Source organism: Sphingobium aromaticiconvertens, from assembly GCF_037154075.1.
Taxonomy (GTDB): domain Bacteria; phylum Pseudomonadota; class Alphaproteobacteria; order Sphingomonadales; family Sphingomonadaceae; genus Sphingobium; species Sphingobium aromaticiconvertens.
This window is the reverse complement of record NZ_JBANRJ010000001.1, coordinates 1318743-1335822: the sequence shown is the minus strand read 5'-3', so window position 1 is coordinate 1335822 and position 17080 is coordinate 1318743. Positions and strand designations below refer to the sequence as shown.

The following is a 17080-nucleotide window of genomic DNA, read 5'->3' as shown; positions in this document are numbered from 1 at the left end:
ATCATGCTAATCGCAACGGCTTTCCCTGCCGCGGCACTGGCCAATAGCGCTACGATCGGACGGACCTGGCCGATCGCCGAGCCCGATGCGCTGGCTGAAATCGAAGCCCAGGCCGCGCGCCAGCCTGCCAATATGGCAGCCAGCTTCGGGCCGCGTTCCGGTTGGTCGGCGATGCAGTCCGCCCCTCTGGCCACGGTTATACAGGATCGCACGCGCTACGTCGTGCCCTTCTACACCCTCGATCAGGAGATCCGCCTTCCCGATGGCAGATTACTTTACCCCAAAGGGTTCACCTTCAACCCGCTGACCTATGTGTCGTTGCCCCAAAGGCTGGTGATCGTCACCCCGCGCGACCTTCCATGGGCGCTCGATCATGCCGCGCTGACCGATTTCATCCTGCTGGCGTCCGGTATTGCTGGCGACGCGGACGCGATTGCGCTGGGGGAGCGGCATGGCCGCGCGCTGTTCATCCTGGAGGATAGGGTGAAAGAGCGGCTCGGCCTGACCCACGCGCCGGTCATTGTGCGCCAGATGGGGCAGCGCCTTGAGTTGCAGGAAGTGCGGGTTGGTACTCGTGCTGGCGCAAAGGCAAGCCGATGATCCGCGCCTGCACCCTTTTGCGTTCGGCCGCGATTGGCATGGCGATCGCCCTGCTTTCGCCAGCGACACCGGCTCTCGCCTCCAAATGTGAGGCAGACACGATCTTCAATCCCGTAACCAAGGTCCGCTGGAACTGCATCTTCCCGATCACCATCGGCGGCGTCCGGGTCGGCAGTTTTGACAAACTTGACAAAGCACTCGATGCCCAGTCGGCCTCCAAACCTTTATGCGCCTGCCGAAAGGGGGCCAGCATCTGGTTTGGGGTGAAGGTCAGCTTCTGGTCTCCCAATCGCATGGTCGATGTCGTGACAGAACCAGGCTGCATGATGGCCCTGGGTGCCGATCTCATGCCGACCGGCGGCAAGCTCCAGGGCAGCCAGTCCTCAATCGCCGACGGCACCAATAGTCGCAAGATGTTCGCGCAGATGCACTATTATATCGCGCCGGTCTGGAAGATGCTCGACATGTTCACCGACCTGCCCTGCATCGAGGACGACGGGTTCGATGTCGCGATGATCACAGAGGTCCTGCCAACCTGGCAGTCGGGAACGCTTGGCGCCATCATCCAGCCTGAAGGCATATTGTTCGGCAATCCTGCGGCAGGTCTGGCCTGCATGGCCGACAGCGCCGCGGCGGCAGCGGGCAAGGTCATCGATCCGCTCTTCTGGTGCATGGGCAGCTGGGGCGCGACCTATCCGATTGCTGGCGACATTCATTTCGATGACAGCGTCGAGGCCTGGGCGGGATTAGCCGCACGCGGCACTTTCATGATGGGGCGGCTTGGCGCGCTGACCATCTCGTCGGCTGATGGCTGCTCGTTCAAACCGCAGCCGATCTGGACCAAGAGCCGCTACAAGCTCCAGCTTATGGAGCCAGTCAAGGGCGGCAAATGCGTCAATATCGGGCGTCCCGGCGCGCTCTGGTCGAGCGCTAAACATGCGCCGGGTAAAGACAATGCCCAGTTCATGCTGTTTGAGAAGGTCATCTGCTGCGCCGGGATCTCGACCCCATGAGCAGTCTTACTTTCCCCTCCCTCGCACCGGTGCGGGCTTGTTCCGCGCCTGCCCGCCACAGCCGTGGTTGCGGTCCCGCACGGTGCGAGGACGGAGCGATGGCGTCGTCCCCCGACGGTGTCGCTCCACCTATGGTCAGCACGGCCGCAAAACCCCATGCGATAACGGACAATGCCCCTCTCCGTCCTGTTGTCGCAGCGACCGTGCTGACCACCCACCTTATCTGGGTCTGCTTAAAGGTGTACTCATGAAGCGGGGCCTGATCCTCGCCGGCGGTTGTGCTCTAGCCTGCCTCACCAGCAATGTTCTGGCGCAGACGATGGAGGAGCGTGCACGCACCGCCGCGCAAGCCTCCCGCAACAAGAGCAGTGACAGCGACGCCTTGCAACGCAACTATCTGACCCCAGGGCTTGGTGGTCAGCCGATCGCCACCATCGATGATAGCCAGCAGTTCACCCCCAGCCTTGCCTGCCAGAAATCGGCAACGGCGCTGGAAATACTCGCCCAGCCTGGACCCGGTGGCGATATCACGACCCTGCGCCTGACGCGCGACAAGGATCTGGACGGCACGTTCGACGAGACGCTCAATGTGCCCGTGCCGATTTCAGGCATCTGCGCCAATGGCGTCATTGCCTGCAATCAGGCAAGCTGGGACCAGTGTCGCAATTTCCAGTGGACCGTCGGCGGCGCTGGCGAGGTCAGGCTGGCGCAGGTCGAGCTCACCGCACTGGCAGGCTGCTATTGCGTCAACAATAGCTGCGGCGACAATCTGGTCTGGGGCAATATGGCTTCAGTCCTGAAGGATCTGGGCGGCGGGGTGGTAGCCGCGCTCACCACCGCCGATCCGCGCATAGGCATCGCCCAGGCACAAATCGACGGCCCGGTCATCCGATATACCGGCGCGCAGACGACCGCCTGCACCGCCAATCCGTCGGTCACCGCCACCGCCTATCGGAGCGATCCTGCCGCGATACAGAGCGACGCCTACAGCACAGCCAAAGCCAGCAGCCTGTTTCAGGCGCTTGCCGGTTCCGCGATCGGCAGCGGCAAGGCCCAGGAAATCCGCGCCTGCACGATCACCCGCGACATTGGGGTCAAGTCCTGGGACTATGACGACATTATGGGCGTTGGCGGCTCGATTGCGTCGGTCACCAGTTGCGGCGCGGGGTGCCGCCGCTACCAGATCCGGGGACCGGGAAATTGTGGCAATAGTCCACCCATCCATAGTGCCACCTTCGACCCCATCGCGCCTGACCGGATCCTGTCGGCGCGCATCGTCGAGATGGGCGCGGACGACTGGGTGCAGGCGCGGGTCAATGGCCAGATTATTGGTTCTGCCGGTAAGCGACCCTGGCCGGGGGAAGCGCTGCCGTCCGGCGACTGCCGGATCAGCGACGATCCCTGGGTTGAGCATACCACCATTGATGTGACCGCTCAGCTTAAGGCAGGGGCCATGATCGTGGGTGCCCGCGTGCGCGGCGGCGGCGAGGGCAATTGGGGATATGTCACGCTCGAAGTTCAGGTGGATACTGCCTGCGAGGTCAGCGAAAGGTTGGTGGACCTGTGCTCAGGCTATGCCGCCGATCCGGCATGCCATCTTACCAGCGAGACGGTCGATAGCGTGACGACCTTGCGCAACGGCGTCAACACCGGTCTTAAGCCCCTGCCCTCAACCAGGCTGTTTGGTACCGGAGCCTGCAGCGTCCAATATATGCGCGACTTTTTCGAGCGCAGCCGACGCTATGCCTGCACGTTGGATTTGGGCAGCGCGACGCAGCCCGATCTCACCCGTGGCGCCTATATCATCGACCATTCCACCGAGACTCTGCTCGCCGACCGCACCAGCGCCAAAGATGGGACGGTCGCCACATCGACCCGGCCCTTCACCATGCCCGACCGGGGATCGGTCGCTACGTGCGAACCCATCTGCAAGACCCGCGCGTCCAAAGCCAATAGCGATGTCGCAGTCGACGGGATCGTTGGCGCCCGACAGAATGATCCGGCCGGGTGGGACATCTATTTTCATAGTTGCACAACCAACAACGCCTGTCCGCTGGGCGAAGGTGAAGAACTGATCTCGGCCTGTGGCTGCCTCGATGATTTTCCCGAGGCCGTCGTGATGATGCAGACGGTTCGCCTGTCCGGCGCCGACCTTGTCTGCAGAGCGGAGGCCCGTTGATGCGCGCCACTCTTCCTGCCGGACTCGCTATGGCCGCATGGGTGATGACCGCCAGCCTGTTTGCTGCTCCGTCTGAGGCGACTGCCCAACAGATTTGCGCGGCCGACCTCAATGGCAATGGCGATGCCGCCGATCACGGTGAAACCGCAAGATGCGACGAAGCGACGGGTAGTGGCGCGCTATGCCCAATTCAGCAGGCAAGCTGTGTCGAGGATGCTCGCGGCACCTACAGCTGTCCGCTGGGAAGCCAATATGCCTGCCTTACGCCGGTCAACGGCGGAACGCCCGCCTGTTCGCCCCATGCCTGCACGCCCGTCGTCGGCGGAGCGGTGGTGGATGAGGAGCCGCTGGTCGCTGATCCTGGCGCGTCAAATGACGGTGTTGTCGATGCCGACGGCAATTGCCTGGGCACGATCGAGATATTTTCGGGCCGTGCTGTGCGCTGCCGTCCCGCCGGCCTCAACAACAGCTTTTCCAATTGCTGCAAGGATCAGGGTAAGATCGTCAAGGACGGCATGGGGTCGTCCCTCTCTTCGATTGGCACCAAGATCGCCGTCGCCAAAGGCGTCTGGACCGGCATGAAAGCGGCCTATACCGCGTTCAAGGCAGGGGCGACAGCCAGTCAGGCAGCCAGCGCCGGGGCCAATGCAATCATCATCGGCATTGATCCCACCTCGATCGCGATCAGCCTTGCCATCAATGTCATGATGGATTTCCTGCTCTCGGGCTGTGACCAACAGGATATGGAAGTGGGCATGCTACGGGGCTCAGGCATGTGCCATGAGGTCGGCACCTATTGCGCCTCCAGCATCCTTGGCGTCTGCGTGCAGAAGGCCAAAGGGCATTGCTGTTTCAACAGCAAGCTTGGCCGGATCATTCAGGAACAGGGCCGACCTCAGCTAAAAAGCTTTAACGCGCTGGGTTGGGGAACCGCAAAACAACCCTATTGCCGGGGCTTTACCCCCCAGGAGTTTCAGGCGCTCGATTTCTCGCGGATGGATCTGTCGGATTATTATGCCGACATCGAGGCGCGCGCCCAGAGCGATATTCAGATCGATATGGAGGACAGGATCGATGCGTATCTGCAGACGGTCAATCCCTAGCTGCGCCTGGAGCGCGACGGGACTGATGCTGATCGCTATGCCCGCGATGGGGCAGGATAAACCATTCACGCCAAACGGGCGCGACCAGGCGCAAGCGCAAGGCGCTGTTGCCATGGACCGGCTGAAGGAGAGTATCGCCAGGCGCAAGCCCGATACCACCGCCGGGCCGACGCAACTTCCCGCACTGCCCGATGATCAGCGGCGGCGGGCATTTGAAGGGTTACGAAAACATGGCGCATCGCCGGTCATGGATGCACGGGCGCGCGCGGCTCTCGACAAAGGCAAGGCAGGCTTAGCTGCCGAACGCGAAATTGCCGCAAAACGCCTGGCACAGGCATTGGGCCTCGAAGCGCCGGACATGCAGGCGGTAGCAGCTGTCATAGCGCCGCCCGTACAATCAGGCAGGGCTCCGCTGCTTTTTGCCTCATCCTCCATGCCTGTTGCGATCTTACGTTCCTATGCTGCCCAGCTTGAGCGCGTCGGCGGTGTGATCGCCTTTCGCGGCATGCCCGGCGGACTGTCGCAGGTCGCGCCGATGGCAAAGCTGAGCGCCCAAATTCTGCGGATCGACCCAGGTTGCGAAGGCCCGGCCTGCGCGATGCGCAATGTGCAGATCATCGTCGATCCGTTGGTGTTCCGCCAGCACGGGATCATACGCGTACCTGCGCTGGGTCTCATCCCTGCCGATCCGACCCAGCCCTATTGTGAACGCGAGGAGAATAGCCCGCAAAGCCAGCACCTCATCTATGGCGATGCGGCACTGTCGGGATTGTTGGAAGAATATGCCCGTCTGGGCGGAGCCAGGGAGGTCGCCGATGTTCAGGCTCGCCTGGAACGCCGCTAGAGGTATCGCGCCACGGCTGCGCGCGCTGCCAAAGGAAGCCGCGCTAGCGCTTGGAGCGGCGCGATCTGATGAACCGGGCCGCACACTCCAGCTGGCCAAAGCCTGCGCGATCATTCTCCCGATTGCGGCCGTCACCGCATGGGGGCTCCCGCAACTGACGCTCATCATGTCCCCTTCGATCGACGCCTGGCTGGTGCGCAAAGCGCCGGGGCCTATCCACCGCGGCGATCTGGTCTCGTTCAAACTCGTCCATCCGCTGGCCGGACCCGCGCCGGTCGATGTCACCAAATATGCGCTCTGTTTCCCCGGTGACCGGATAGAGATCGTCGAGACGCCTTCAATGACGCCGGGCGCCTGGGATGGCCGCTACTATTGCAATGGTCATCTCCTCGGCATCAGCAAGGCGATCGGACAAGATGGCCAGCGGCTTACCCACTGGAAACCTACCGCCTCGCGCATCGCTGCGGGGCATATCTATGTCGGCTCGACCCATGCGAACGGGTTCGACAGCCGCTATTATGGTCCAGTGGCCATCTCGCGCCTTATCCGGATGGAGAAGCTGCTATGATGCGCGTGCTCACGGCCTCGCTGTGGGCCGCTCTTTTGCTGCCTCAGCCTGCATATGCACAGCACTCCACCGGTACGCCGACGCCTGCGACAGCATCGCCATCCGTCCCGGCCATGAAGCAGGGCTATTGGTGGTATGCCCCACCGCCAGAGAAAACCAATGACACGGCTGAACCCGACACCCTGAGCAAGCCCGTCATTCCGCCCATGGCGGAGCTGGCGCGCTGGACCCCACCCAAAATACGCAAGCTGATCGAGGACCAGCGCGACTATGCCGCAACCGTGCTGAGCGTCGACGCCGTGTCCGATTTTTGGCGCTTGCAGGATTTTGCCCGGCGCAAGGCCCGCGCCTTTGCCGGCGTCACCCAGATCGCCATGCTCCAGCATCCTGAACTCAACGCCAAATCCGCCAATCCGATGGTGAGCGATGCGCGCGACCAGATGTTGGCGCAAAAGGACGGGGTGCGCCGCGCTTATCTCCGCGCACGGTCTCAGGAGTTTGCGCTTGTCATGTTCTCGCGCGCCAGTTGTGGCTATTGCCGGGTGCAATGGCCCATGGTCCAGCGGTTCCAGGACGAGATGGGCTGGCAGGTGACGCTCCAGGAACTCGACCGGCGGCCAGAGATTGCCCAGCGCTATGGGGTCGAGGTAACGCCGACAACCATGGTCATCCGGCGCGGCAGCGCGCAGCGTATGGTGATCGCCACCGGGGTCGAAGCCTATCCCAATCTCATCCAGACCGCCTATCAGGCCGTGCGCCTGCTGTCGGGGGATATTCGGCCAGAGCAGTTTCTCACCGGAGCCGGTGAAGAGGACGGCTTTTTCGATGCGCTTGCCAATGGGCCAGTCTCTACGAGCAGCGTCGAGGAACAAATCTCGGCGACCGGTGGGATGGTTGAGCCATGATGTGGCGGCGCTTCCTGTTCGTCCTGGCGGCGATCATCGCGCCATGGACAGCGGCGCAAGCCCGTTCGCCTTCGCGCGACGACGCCATGCGCGCCGCCATCCATCCGGTTGCTACCAGCGCTGCCATGCAGACATGGCTGGCACGCGTGCCGGTGACGCGGGATTTCCCGGCCGATTTTGCAGCGACGTTGGCACAACAAGCCCCGCTTTACGTCATCGAAATGACCACCAACCCGGCCTGTCTCCCCTGCGCTGATCTCTGGGCAAAGCTTGGCCGCTTCTCACGCACCTATCGCTGGCAGGTCCGTACCATCAGCGGTCAGGAAGCCCTGCTGCGATCGGGTCGCCTTGGGCTTCCATGGGTCGGCCACCCGGTCGCCTGGGTCCGACCGCTCAGCGACCCCAATCGCATCATCCCGATAGCGATCGGCACCGACCAGCCGCAAAATCTCGCGCGCAACGCTTATCTCGCCGCCAAAATGCTGACCGGCGTTCGCCCGGCCGTGGGCCTGCGCGCCATGGCGAAATTTACCGGAATCGTAGGCGCTCCACCCGCGCAGTCGGGGTCATCGCGTTGAGGCGCTCCAACCATATTTATCTCAATCTCGCGAAGGCGTCCCGCTGGCGGGCGGACGCCTCCTTGTCTGCTCATTCTCAAGGAAGCCCGCCATGCGTTCATTTTCCCAACGCCTTTCACTGACGGTCTGCGCGCTGCTCGCCACCTGCGGTGCGACCACTCCTGCCTATGCCCAGGGCTGGGCGGAAAGCTGGTTCGACAATGTGACCTACACCGCTCCTGGTTCCTTTGAGGACCAGACGCGCGGCTATGTGACGGCTGGCGGCATGTCCGGGCGCGTCGATGTCCATGATGATTATCTTATGTCGCTGACCCTGCCCAAGGTGAAGGCAGGCTGTGGCGGCATCGACATGTTCCTGGGTGGCATGTCCTTCCTTGACCCGGACTATCTGGTGCAGAAGCTGGAGAGCATTCTCCAGGCCGCGCCCGCCGTCGCGTTTCAGTATCTGCTCGAAACGCTCGACGAAAAAATGGGAAATATCATCTCGAAAATGGAGGCTGCGACCAATTTCCTCAATTCCATCCAGGTCAATGACTGCCGCCTCGCCAATCGCATGGTCCAGATCGCCAAAGGCGATGACAATATGTCGGGCATCATCGAGGAAATGACCGGCTATAAATCGGTGAAACAGGGCTTTGCCAAAAGCTATCAGCAAAGCCGCGAGAAGATCCAGGCGAACCAGAATAATCCAACCGAGGATTTGAAGGACGCGCTGGCCAATTGTCCCGCCGAGGTGACCGACATCTTCCGTACCGGTTCGCTGCTGTCGCATGCAGCCACGCGCGTGGGTGCAGGCGACTGGGCAGGCGTCATGCGCGCGCGGGTCGGCGACGTCTATATGCGCTGGGACGCGACCGACAAGGTGCCGATCTTCTCGGCCATCCCGGCCTGCCCGCACCAGGACAGCGAGAGTTCGCAGGATTTTCTGGCCGGCAAAGTCCAGAGCCGGGCGCTCGCCATACCGCCCACCGCCACAGACTGCGCCGCAGACGGCGGCAAGGGTGCGCTCGCACTGGCGCAGGCGCGCATGAACTCAATCGCTACGAAAATCCGCACACGCGCAGCGCTGTCCGCCGAGGAACGACAATTTGTCGCCAATGTGCGCACCTTGCCCGTCTATCGCCTGCTCGAATGGGGGGTGCGCCAGGGCGTGTCCGACAGCGTTATCGCCGACACGGACGAACTTGTCGCGTTGACGCTTGCCTATCAGATGCTCAACGACCTCACCCGCTCGATCGACTTTGCAGTGTCGAATGCCGAACGGGGAGCAAACGTGGCAGGCGCAGCCGATGGCGCGAATGCCAATATCTGCCAGACGCGCATCCTTACCAAGGGCATGGAGCAACTGCGCGACCTGCGCGACGAAGTGCTGCGCCAGCGCGCGCAGATGCGGCAAAGCTATATGGCCGCGCTCGCACAGGCCAATCTCTCAGCCAATTATGCAAGCCTGCTACGCACCCGCGATCGCGACGCGCGCGAGGCGACCGGCACCGTTTCCGGCACCAATCGCTGAACATCCCAGAAAGGCTCCACCGATGCGTCGCCTTGTTCGCGCCCTATCCGCCCTTCCCATTCTATTTGGCTCCACGCAGGCCTTTGCGCTGGAATCGAGTTTCCATACCTATGATGGCTTTGCCGAAACGGTCGATGCGTTCCGCCTGGTTTCGATGATCTTTGGCGACCCACGCTATGAAACGCTGGTCCTGATCTGCGCAGTCGTAGGATTAGCGCTGGGCGTGGTGCTGGCTTCCATTCGTGGCCAGGGCATGGGCCTTGTCGGGTTCGGCTTCCAGATGCTGATGGGTGTTGGCCTCTTTGTCGGGCTGATCGCCACGACCGGTACCGTCCATGTCTATGACCGGGTACGCAATGCCTATCAGGCAGTCGGCGATGTGCCCAACCTGATCGTCCTGGTCGCAGGCGTCACCAATTTAATGGAACGGGCGCTTGCCGAAACCATCGATGACAATAGTCTTGATCCCAATGCCAAACTGGAATTTGGCGCAGGCGGTCATTCCTTCGACCTGTTCTTGAACGCAGTATCACCGCGCGGGCCGATGACCGACAGCTTTCTCGATGCCACGATCAAGGATTATGTCCGGCAATGCTATCCGGTGGCCCGCATATCGCCTGCCTATGGCGTGGATGACGACCAGCTGTTCCGCGGGACGACCGACCTTCCCGCAGCCTTCGCCGCCATGGCGGGACCAGCAACGTTCAGCACGGTGTTCACCTCGGCCGACAAGGCGGGCACGACCATGACGTGCCAGGGAAGCTGGGATCATATCCAGTCGCGTCTCAATGACTCCACCTTGTTTGAGGAATATTCCCGCCAAGTGTGCCAGAGCACAGGCTATGATGTGGCAGACGCCAGTCAGCTCGCGCGCTGTCGCACCCGGCTTGGACAAATGGGCGAGGTGATGATGGGGACGCCGCTCACGCTCCAAGCGTTCATGAGTGACATATTGCTGGGCAACAGCGTGGGGGAGGTGCTGTACGAGGATAGTCCAGCAACTGCCGCGCGGGTCATGGCGAACCGGGCAGTCATCTCAAGCGGGCTTTCGACCATGTCGGTTGCCAATCAGTGGATGCCGACCATTCGTGCTACGGTCTTTGGCATCATGCTGTTCATGATGCCGATCGCGCTGCTGTTCATCCTTACCCCCATCAACCTTCGGGTAGCCAGTTTTGCGCTCGGACTGTTCGTATTCGTCGCAATGTGGGGCGTGATCGATGCGGGCATCTATCAGCTCACCGTGGGCCGGGCGATGGGGGTGCTGGCCGAAATGCGGTCCAACCATGTAGCCGTCAATGCCTGGATGCTCGCCCCCTCTTCGGCGATGAAGGCGCTGGCGATATTCGGGACGTTTCGCACGGCTGCCGCTGGCCTTGCAGGCGCATTCGTGTTCACGGTGTTCCGCTTTTCGGGCAATGTCTTCTCTTCCTTCACCGGTGGCGCGTTGCAGGCACAGGGCCAGGGTAGCGCGGCGGCCGCACCCCTTATGACGCGGGAAGGATTTGCCTCGGCGCTGGAATCGCAGGCATCGGCTAGCGGGACGATGGCCCGGCGCGGTGCAGCATCGAGCTTCGGGGACTTTGGTGAGCGCTCAACCTTTGGCGGCAACCGCGCCTTTGGTTCAGCGGGCAGCGTGATCGGTGATCATGGCAGTGGGCTCGCTGGAAACAGCGCGATGGCGCTGGGCGGCATTGATGCGGCGCGAGAGTTGGGCGGGCTGTCGCCAGCGCTTGTCGGGCGCAACCTTGCCGATCCCGCGACGGCACAAGCGGTTCGCGCCAGCGCCACGACCGGCGCTATTCATGACTTTGCCCAGAAGGATGCGTTGCGGGCGCTTGGCACCGGCTATTTTGGCGAAGGGCAATCGGGCGAGCGGGCGTTTGCGGCGTTCGCCCAGAATATGGTGCAGTGGAAGGCGTTCGGCGACAATCGTGCCTATGACATGATGTTGTCTGGCACCCAGCGCCATTTTGAGCGCAACGGCTATGATGCGAAGGACGCAGCGCTCAAGGCTTCGACCCTGATCGGGCAGGCTGCTGCTGATCCGACTTTCGCCAAGCTCAGCGCCAATGCTTTCGATCAGGTGCAGATGTTGCGCAATGACCTGACCGCAGCGCAGGTGACAGTCGGCGCGATGGAAGGTCGCCGTGACTATGCCGGGGACCATGTCACCCAGGTGGAGCGTGGCAATGTGGCAACCGAGCAGGGCTGGCGGACGGGCAGCAATGCGGGGCAAAGAGAAGCAGCCTCTATGCTCGGCCTGTCGATCGACGAAACCGGGCGACGTGTATCCTTCATCAACGCGCTGTCTGGAGAAGCACGATCGAGTGCCATCACCCAGCTTTCGCGTGCGACCGGGCGCAATGAGGCGCAGGTCATGCATGCACTGGAAAGCTATAATGCCGCAGCCCAGGTGGGAACAGCCGATGGTGCGACTGCGGAGGCCGCGCGTGAAGGCACGAGCGTCTATGGACGGACGCGGGAAGCGGCGGGCTATGATTTTGCCGAGCGGTCGGGAAAGCTCGACGCGCAGCGCGAAGTTGGCCCGGACGGCACGCGCTCGGCCGCGCGCATTGGCGAACAGCGGCGGCAGAGCGAGAATTTTGGGTTTGCACAAGGGGCGGCTGCGGCAGGGGCTTCGGTGCGCGAGGCCGCGCGGCTCGACAGCTTCATCCAGGCGCTCAGCCGTACCGCCGGGAACCAGGTCGACATGGCCGAGGACGGCACGGCGGGCATCGCCGATCGGGCGCGCAACGAGCGGCTTGGCCGCATCGTCGAGAATGAGAGGCTGACCCGGATGCAAGGATTGCTGCGCGACAATGGTGTCAACCTTACCAAAAGGCAGATCGCGATGGACCAGAATGGCGACCTCAACCTCAATCTGACGCCGCAGACCGCAGCGCAGATGTGGCAGGCGGGCCTTATCAACGAAAGCCAATTGGGCGCAATTGCCAAGGGCGGGCGGGCGCGGCTGAGTTTTGCCCATAACGACCTGTTGGTATCGAGCAGCACCGGGTTCAGCCAGTCGGCGCGCTCGGACACCAGTACGCGGTTCGAGGCAGGCAAACAGGCTGGGCCAGATACGGTCGAGCATTTCCTGGGCGGCGGGGCGGAAGGCCATGCCATGATGGCAAACTGGCTGCGCGGCGGATTCGAGATGGATCGCAAGGGGGAGTGGCGACTGAAGCCGCAAGTTGTTGACACGCTTCAGCGTGACGTTCAGGCGATCATGGCGCAGACAGGGTGGACCCGGTCGCTGTCGCGTAGTGCGAGCCACCAAGTGTCGAATAGAACATCACTTGGCGCGAATTTGGGAGGGAGCGTCGAAAGCCAAACTCAAGGCAAACCAGATTCGCGTCAGACGAGTGGTCATTTGAGCGGTCAGGCGGGACTAGAAACGTCCGATGCAGGACTGGGTTCTACCGACGCCACAGCGGGCATCGATATCGTCAACTATGATGTCAGGAATGCTATTGCGGCAGCTGAATTGTCGGCATCCCGCTCGACAAATCCCCCAGTTACATTTGCTACCGAACTCCAACGCCAAATTCTTGGGCACGACGGTCTTCGCAATCGCTATTTGAGGGAAGCAGACGCGGGACGAGGCACATGGGATCTCACTGCGCCACTCACATCGTTCGAACAAAGCAAGATTTTGGATAGTGGTCGCTTTAGCGGCGATCGTAACGCGGGTGTTGGTGATGGCGACCCGACATTTAAGGACCGCTAATGCTTCCCCCTGACATGCTTATCGAGCCACGCTTGGCTGGCAGGGTTGCCAGGATGCCAATGGTAGCTTGAATCAGCTGGGTCGGTAGGATCCATTCGAGGAAACTGGTGTACGCGGCGAGCACTCGAATCTGGCTCGTGCTCCGCCTTCACCTCAAAATGATAGCGTATCCACGCGCGGAAAAAACCAAAACCCAGCACTGGCACGATCAAGAATGGATGGAAAAGCAGGATGATGGGGGTGATATGTTCTGCATTGAGAGAGAGATTGGGCGCGAAAAACGCAATCAACCAGAATATTGCAGCTGCTGTCCACCATGACTTGGCATACCATGGCCGCCAGAGCCAATGTGCTGCTTCAGGCTTTACCAGATCTGGGGTCTGCGGCGGTTCACCTGGAATGGGTTTGTCATCCGTTCCGTTCATGCGATGCTCCTTCTGGTCGATACTATCACGCCCGGGGTTCCGCAGATAAAAAATCACTCCCAAAATGAGAGCATTCACCCTCCCCCTCTCCTCCCCTTGGATAATTGCTGAAAGGTTGGTCGGAAGGCACCCATGCTCCAATTTTCGCAAAGCGCATGAGAGCAAAATGACAAGAAGGGCCGATCCTAAGAGCCGCCTGCTCCGCCTTCCAAGCAGAACCCAGCCACCGCTTGCAAGCTTGCGCAAATTCCCGCGAAATTGCGCGCAACCGCGGTTAGTTGCGCATTGACTCTTATAGTTGCGCGATTTATCTTTTGCGCAAATAAGGAAGTTATGTGGCACGACTAATACCTGAAGCTGACCTACAAGCGATCGAGGCCGCTGTGGCCCAATTCCCGGATGGTGCGTCAGCAGCGCAGATCACTGACGCGCTCGCGGAACCTGGTGCCCGTCGTACCCTCCAATATCGTCTTCGCGCATTGGTTGACGCGGGTCGGCTACGCCTTACCGGCGACGGGCGTGCAGCCCGATATCACCATGGTGATGAGATCATCGCCCAGCCTGACCCAGCCGACATCGTCCCGATATCACCTGAAGGCAGAGCTGTCCTTGCCTATGTGCGCCAGCCCGTCGCGGTGCGACAACCGGTCGGCTATGACCGCACCTTCCTGGATCGTTACCGGCCCAACGAAACCTTCTATCTGACCCAGCAGCAGCGCGATCATCTGGCTACAATCGGCAAGCCGCAGATTGAGGCCGCAGCGGCAGGAACCTACGCGAAGCAGATACTGAATAGGCTGCTTATCGACCTTGCATGGAATTCCAGCCGTCTCGAAGGCAACACATATTCGCTGCTCGATACGCGGCGGCTGCTGGATTTCGGGGAAGCCGCCGAGGGACGCGGACCGCGCGAAGCGCAGATGATCCTCAATCATAAAGATGCGATCGAGTTTCTCGTCGCCAACGCCAACGATGTCGGGTTCAATCGCTATACGATACTCAACCTGCATGCGCTATTGGCGAACAATCTGTTAGCTGACCCGACGGCGGTGGGGCGACTGCGCCACATCATCGTAGGGATAGACGGTTCAACTTTTCATCCACTGGAAGGTCCGGGTCTCATCGAGGAGTGCTTCGATCAAATCCTTGCCACAGCGGCGGCCATCGACGATCCATTCGAGCAGGCCTTTTTCATAATGGTGCAGCTTCCTTATCTTCAGCCCTTTGACGATGTGAATAAGCGCGTATCACGCCTCGCCGCCAATATTCCCATGATCCGGGCGAACCTTGCGCCGTTGTCGTTCACCGAGGTTCCAGGCGACCTTTACACGCGCGCCACGCTTGGCGTCTATGAACGCAACGACATAACATTGCTCCGCGACGTATTCCTTTGGGCCTATCAGCGATCCGCAGCGCGCTACGCCGCCGTTCGTCAATCAATGGGTGAGCCAGACCCGTTTCGCCTGCGCTATCGGGAACAGTTGCGCGATGTCGTTCGGGATGTTGTGCGCGGTGCCATGAGCCGACAGGCGACACGCGCGCATCTGGTCACGACGTCCCGTCAATTCATCCCAACGGCCGATCAGGACCAGTTTGCCGAGGTCGCAGAAACAGAGTTGCTGGGCTTGCACGAGGGCAATTTCGCGCGATACCTGGTTCGTCCGTCGGAATTTGCTGCATGGCAACAAATCTGGAACGCAGGGTGATTGCTACGCTTAACTCAATGGCTTGGATTGGGACATTTTGCTCGGTCCGGTATTGAGCGCTCAGGCGAGAAAAGCTGACGTTCCATGCGCGAACTGATGGCAGCTTTCGGGGTGCCCGCTGGGACATTCACGACAGTCAGCTTCGGAGCGATGACACCAGGATAACGGACATCGCAGGTTTAGGGAGCCGACGTCGGTTGCCGCCGACACAGCTGTCGCTGGGCACCGCGCAACGCCGCTTGATAGCCGCCGTTAGTTCACCACTGGATACTGGCTTCCCGAGTTGGCCGGCGATGTGCAGGTTAGGTCCACGGTTCGACAGCCCCTGTTTCAGGCTCGTCGAGATCTTGCGGTTGACGAAGATGCAGAGAATTATCGCCCGGTTGAAGGCAGCAGCACCGCCGCCCATAACAATCGATCATGGGTCACAGCTCGTAGGGATGAAGGCCCATTGCGGTGCCAATCGGGTACCAGACATTTTGCCAGCGAACCTTTGCGAGCTCCGTCCCCACAAAAGCGGTTTCGTCGTTTCCCTTTCGTAGAAGCTTGCCTCCCGACAGGAACTCGAATTTCTGATCGCCGAGGACGCTGTCGCTGAGCTTAGCGGGCAGCACCGACCGGAGCGGCAGCACGTAGATGGGATCATCCGCCACCAGAAAAAACTCGTCGAACAGGTGGGCGTAGCTCTCCATGTGGACCCCAAGTTCGGACGAATAGAGGTCATCTGTCACAATGTTGATCCGGACCTCGCCCTTGTCGTACTCCGTCGTCTTTCCGTCTAATGCCTTGATGTAGTGTTCTTCCTCCAGCGGAAGGAATACAAACGCGGTGATAAAGGACTTCTCGTGCAACCAGCCCACGGCGTGGGTAATGAATAAATCGAGACTGGGGAGCTGCAAATTTTTGTCAGGATAGAGGTCCTGATAAAATCGCTTTGCCTGCGACATCTGGCGGATCAGAAATTGGTAGTCGATATACAGCACGCGATACTTCGCAGGCGCACGTTGCATGCGCTCCTTGTACGTCTCTCGCACCTCACGCACGCAGGCGGCTGGGTCGCGATTGATCTCCCGTCCGGTGAACCGGATGACCGAATAGCCAGCCCGCGTGAGATATCTCTGTCTGATCGCGTCTCTCTCGAGCTGCTCTTTGGTTGAATGATATGCGTGACCATCAAGCTCGATGATCAGCCGGGCATCCTTCAGGATGAAATCAACGCGGTATCGTCCATGCTTTTCAGCGTCTCCGAACCAATGCTCGCTCTCAATCAGGTCAGCCAAGTCGCCGAGCTCAGCTGAAAATTGCTTCTCAATGTAGGATGGACCTCGGTCTCGATGCCAAGCTGGAGGCGATTTTGGTTGTCCGGGATGACGCACGGATATCCTGAAGATGATAGGTAAGTCGGGTTGAGTCTATAGGATGGCAATGAGGGCTTCAATAACCCTCATCTCTTCGGGCGGTTCTGAAATACTGCAAATTTGTACGGGCCCGACATTGCTTGCTGCCGCTTTTTCACTGAGAACTAGCTATATATCCCAAGATTTGAGGGGCGGTCGGGTTAGAGCCTTACATTACCAACTTATACCCAACGTAAAGAAGACGCGTAGGGAACAGCTGCCGGCAGGCAGGATTCGACGGTTTGAAGAGGAACTTATATCTCTATCAAGAGTGAAAAGGACAACAATTGCCAATCAAACTCTGTCTAACGTGAGGCGGCATTCATTTGACAAGGTCGGCATTATGGTCTGCCGCTGATAACTGCCCGTTACGGCGTAGGTCCAGATGCTCGGTACAAGCAGGAATGAGTAAAGTTGGGCGGCAGGCACCAAGCCGGGCTTACAGTGACTTCGCGAGACTCATCAGAATCTTGCGTCCTGCCAGGTTCCTCCTCATAAGCGAGTGCGCCGGCTGTC

Annotated in this window: 13 protein-coding genes; 11 read left to right on the top strand and 2 right to left on the bottom strand. The window is 60.6% G+C overall.

Going from position 1 to position 17080, the window contains the following annotated elements; all coding sequences use genetic code 11:
- Positions 1–3: 3 nt before the first annotated feature.
- The 10 genes from WFR25_RS06345 to WFR25_RS06300 all read left to right on the top strand — a co-directional run bounded on the left by WFR25_RS06345 (position 4) and on the right by WFR25_RS06300 (position 13036).
- Positions 4–600 (top strand): conjugal transfer protein TraW, encoded by a 597-nt coding sequence (locus WFR25_RS06345; RefSeq protein WP_336974744.1) that lies wholly within the window; start codon positions 4–6, stop codon positions 598–600.
- A complete protein-coding gene (locus WFR25_RS06340) occupies positions 597–1613 on the top strand; it encodes a TraU family protein (RefSeq protein ID WP_419723148.1) in 1017 nt (338 codons plus the stop codon). Before WFR25_RS06345 ends, WFR25_RS06340 begins: the two co-directional genes overlap by 4 nt.
- Positions 1614–1860: 247 nt before the next feature.
- Entirely contained in the window at positions 1861–3792 is a 1932-nt protein-coding gene (locus WFR25_RS06335; protein WP_336969627.1) for a hypothetical protein, read from the top strand.
- The gene (traN, locus tag WFR25_RS06330) at positions 3792–4895 is read left to right on the top strand and encodes a conjugal transfer protein TraN (protein ID WP_419723147.1); all 1104 of its coding nucleotides are present in this window, start codon (positions 3792–3794) and stop codon (positions 4893–4895) included. Before WFR25_RS06335 ends, traN begins: the two co-directional genes overlap by 1 nt.
- Positions 4867–5739 (top strand): type-F conjugative transfer system pilin assembly protein TrbC, encoded by an 873-nt coding sequence (locus tag WFR25_RS06325; RefSeq protein ID WP_336969626.1) that lies wholly within the window; start codon positions 4867–4869, stop codon positions 5737–5739. Before traN ends, WFR25_RS06325 begins: the two co-directional genes overlap by 29 nt.
- A complete protein-coding gene (locus WFR25_RS06320; RefSeq protein WP_086486094.1) occupies positions 5711–6307 on the top strand; it encodes a S26 family signal peptidase in 597 nt (198 codons plus the stop codon). Before WFR25_RS06325 ends, WFR25_RS06320 begins: the two co-directional genes overlap by 29 nt.
- Positions 6304–7212, top strand: coding sequence for a conjugal transfer protein TraF (locus tag WFR25_RS06315; protein WP_086486095.1), 909 nt, complete (start codon positions 6304–6306; stop codon positions 7210–7212). Before WFR25_RS06320 ends, WFR25_RS06315 begins: the two co-directional genes overlap by 4 nt.
- On the top strand, positions 7209–7790 hold the full coding sequence (locus WFR25_RS06310) for a hypothetical protein (RefSeq protein WP_414711423.1): 582 nt from the start codon (positions 7209–7211) through the stop codon (positions 7788–7790). The genes WFR25_RS06315 and WFR25_RS06310 overlap by 4 nt, the downstream gene beginning before the upstream one ends.
- 91 nt (positions 7791–7881) lie before the next feature.
- On the top strand, positions 7882–9303 hold the full coding sequence (locus WFR25_RS06305; protein ID WP_086486097.1) for a conjugal transfer protein TraH: 1422 nt from the start codon (positions 7882–7884) through the stop codon (positions 9301–9303).
- Positions 9304–9325: 22 nt separating this feature from the next.
- Positions 9326–13036 (top strand): conjugal transfer protein TraG N-terminal domain-containing protein, encoded by a 3711-nt coding sequence (locus tag WFR25_RS06300; protein ID WP_086486098.1) that lies wholly within the window; start codon positions 9326–9328, stop codon positions 13034–13036.
- On the opposite strand, the gene WFR25_RS06295 is transcribed toward WFR25_RS06300, so the two are convergent.
- Positions 13033–13539: a hypothetical protein gene (locus WFR25_RS06295; RefSeq protein WP_176342142.1), complete on the bottom strand. Its 507-nt coding sequence runs from the start codon at positions 13537–13539 to the stop codon at positions 13033–13035. The genes WFR25_RS06300 and WFR25_RS06295 overlap by 4 nt on opposite strands.
- A 257-nt stretch (positions 13540–13796) precedes the next feature.
- Between WFR25_RS06295 and WFR25_RS06290 the strand changes: the two genes are divergently transcribed.
- Positions 13797–15167, top strand: coding sequence for a Fic family protein (locus WFR25_RS06290; RefSeq protein WP_086486099.1), 1371 nt, complete (start codon positions 13797–13799; stop codon positions 15165–15167).
- Between the two features lie 425 nt (positions 15168–15592).
- Here WFR25_RS06290 and WFR25_RS06285 read toward each other — a convergent pair whose 3' ends face one another.
- The gene (locus WFR25_RS06285) at positions 15593–16447 is read right to left on the bottom strand and encodes an endonuclease domain-containing protein (protein ID WP_336969622.1); all 855 of its coding nucleotides are present in this window, start codon (positions 16445–16447) and stop codon (positions 15593–15595) included.
- Between the last annotated feature and the right edge of the window lie 633 nt (positions 16448–17080).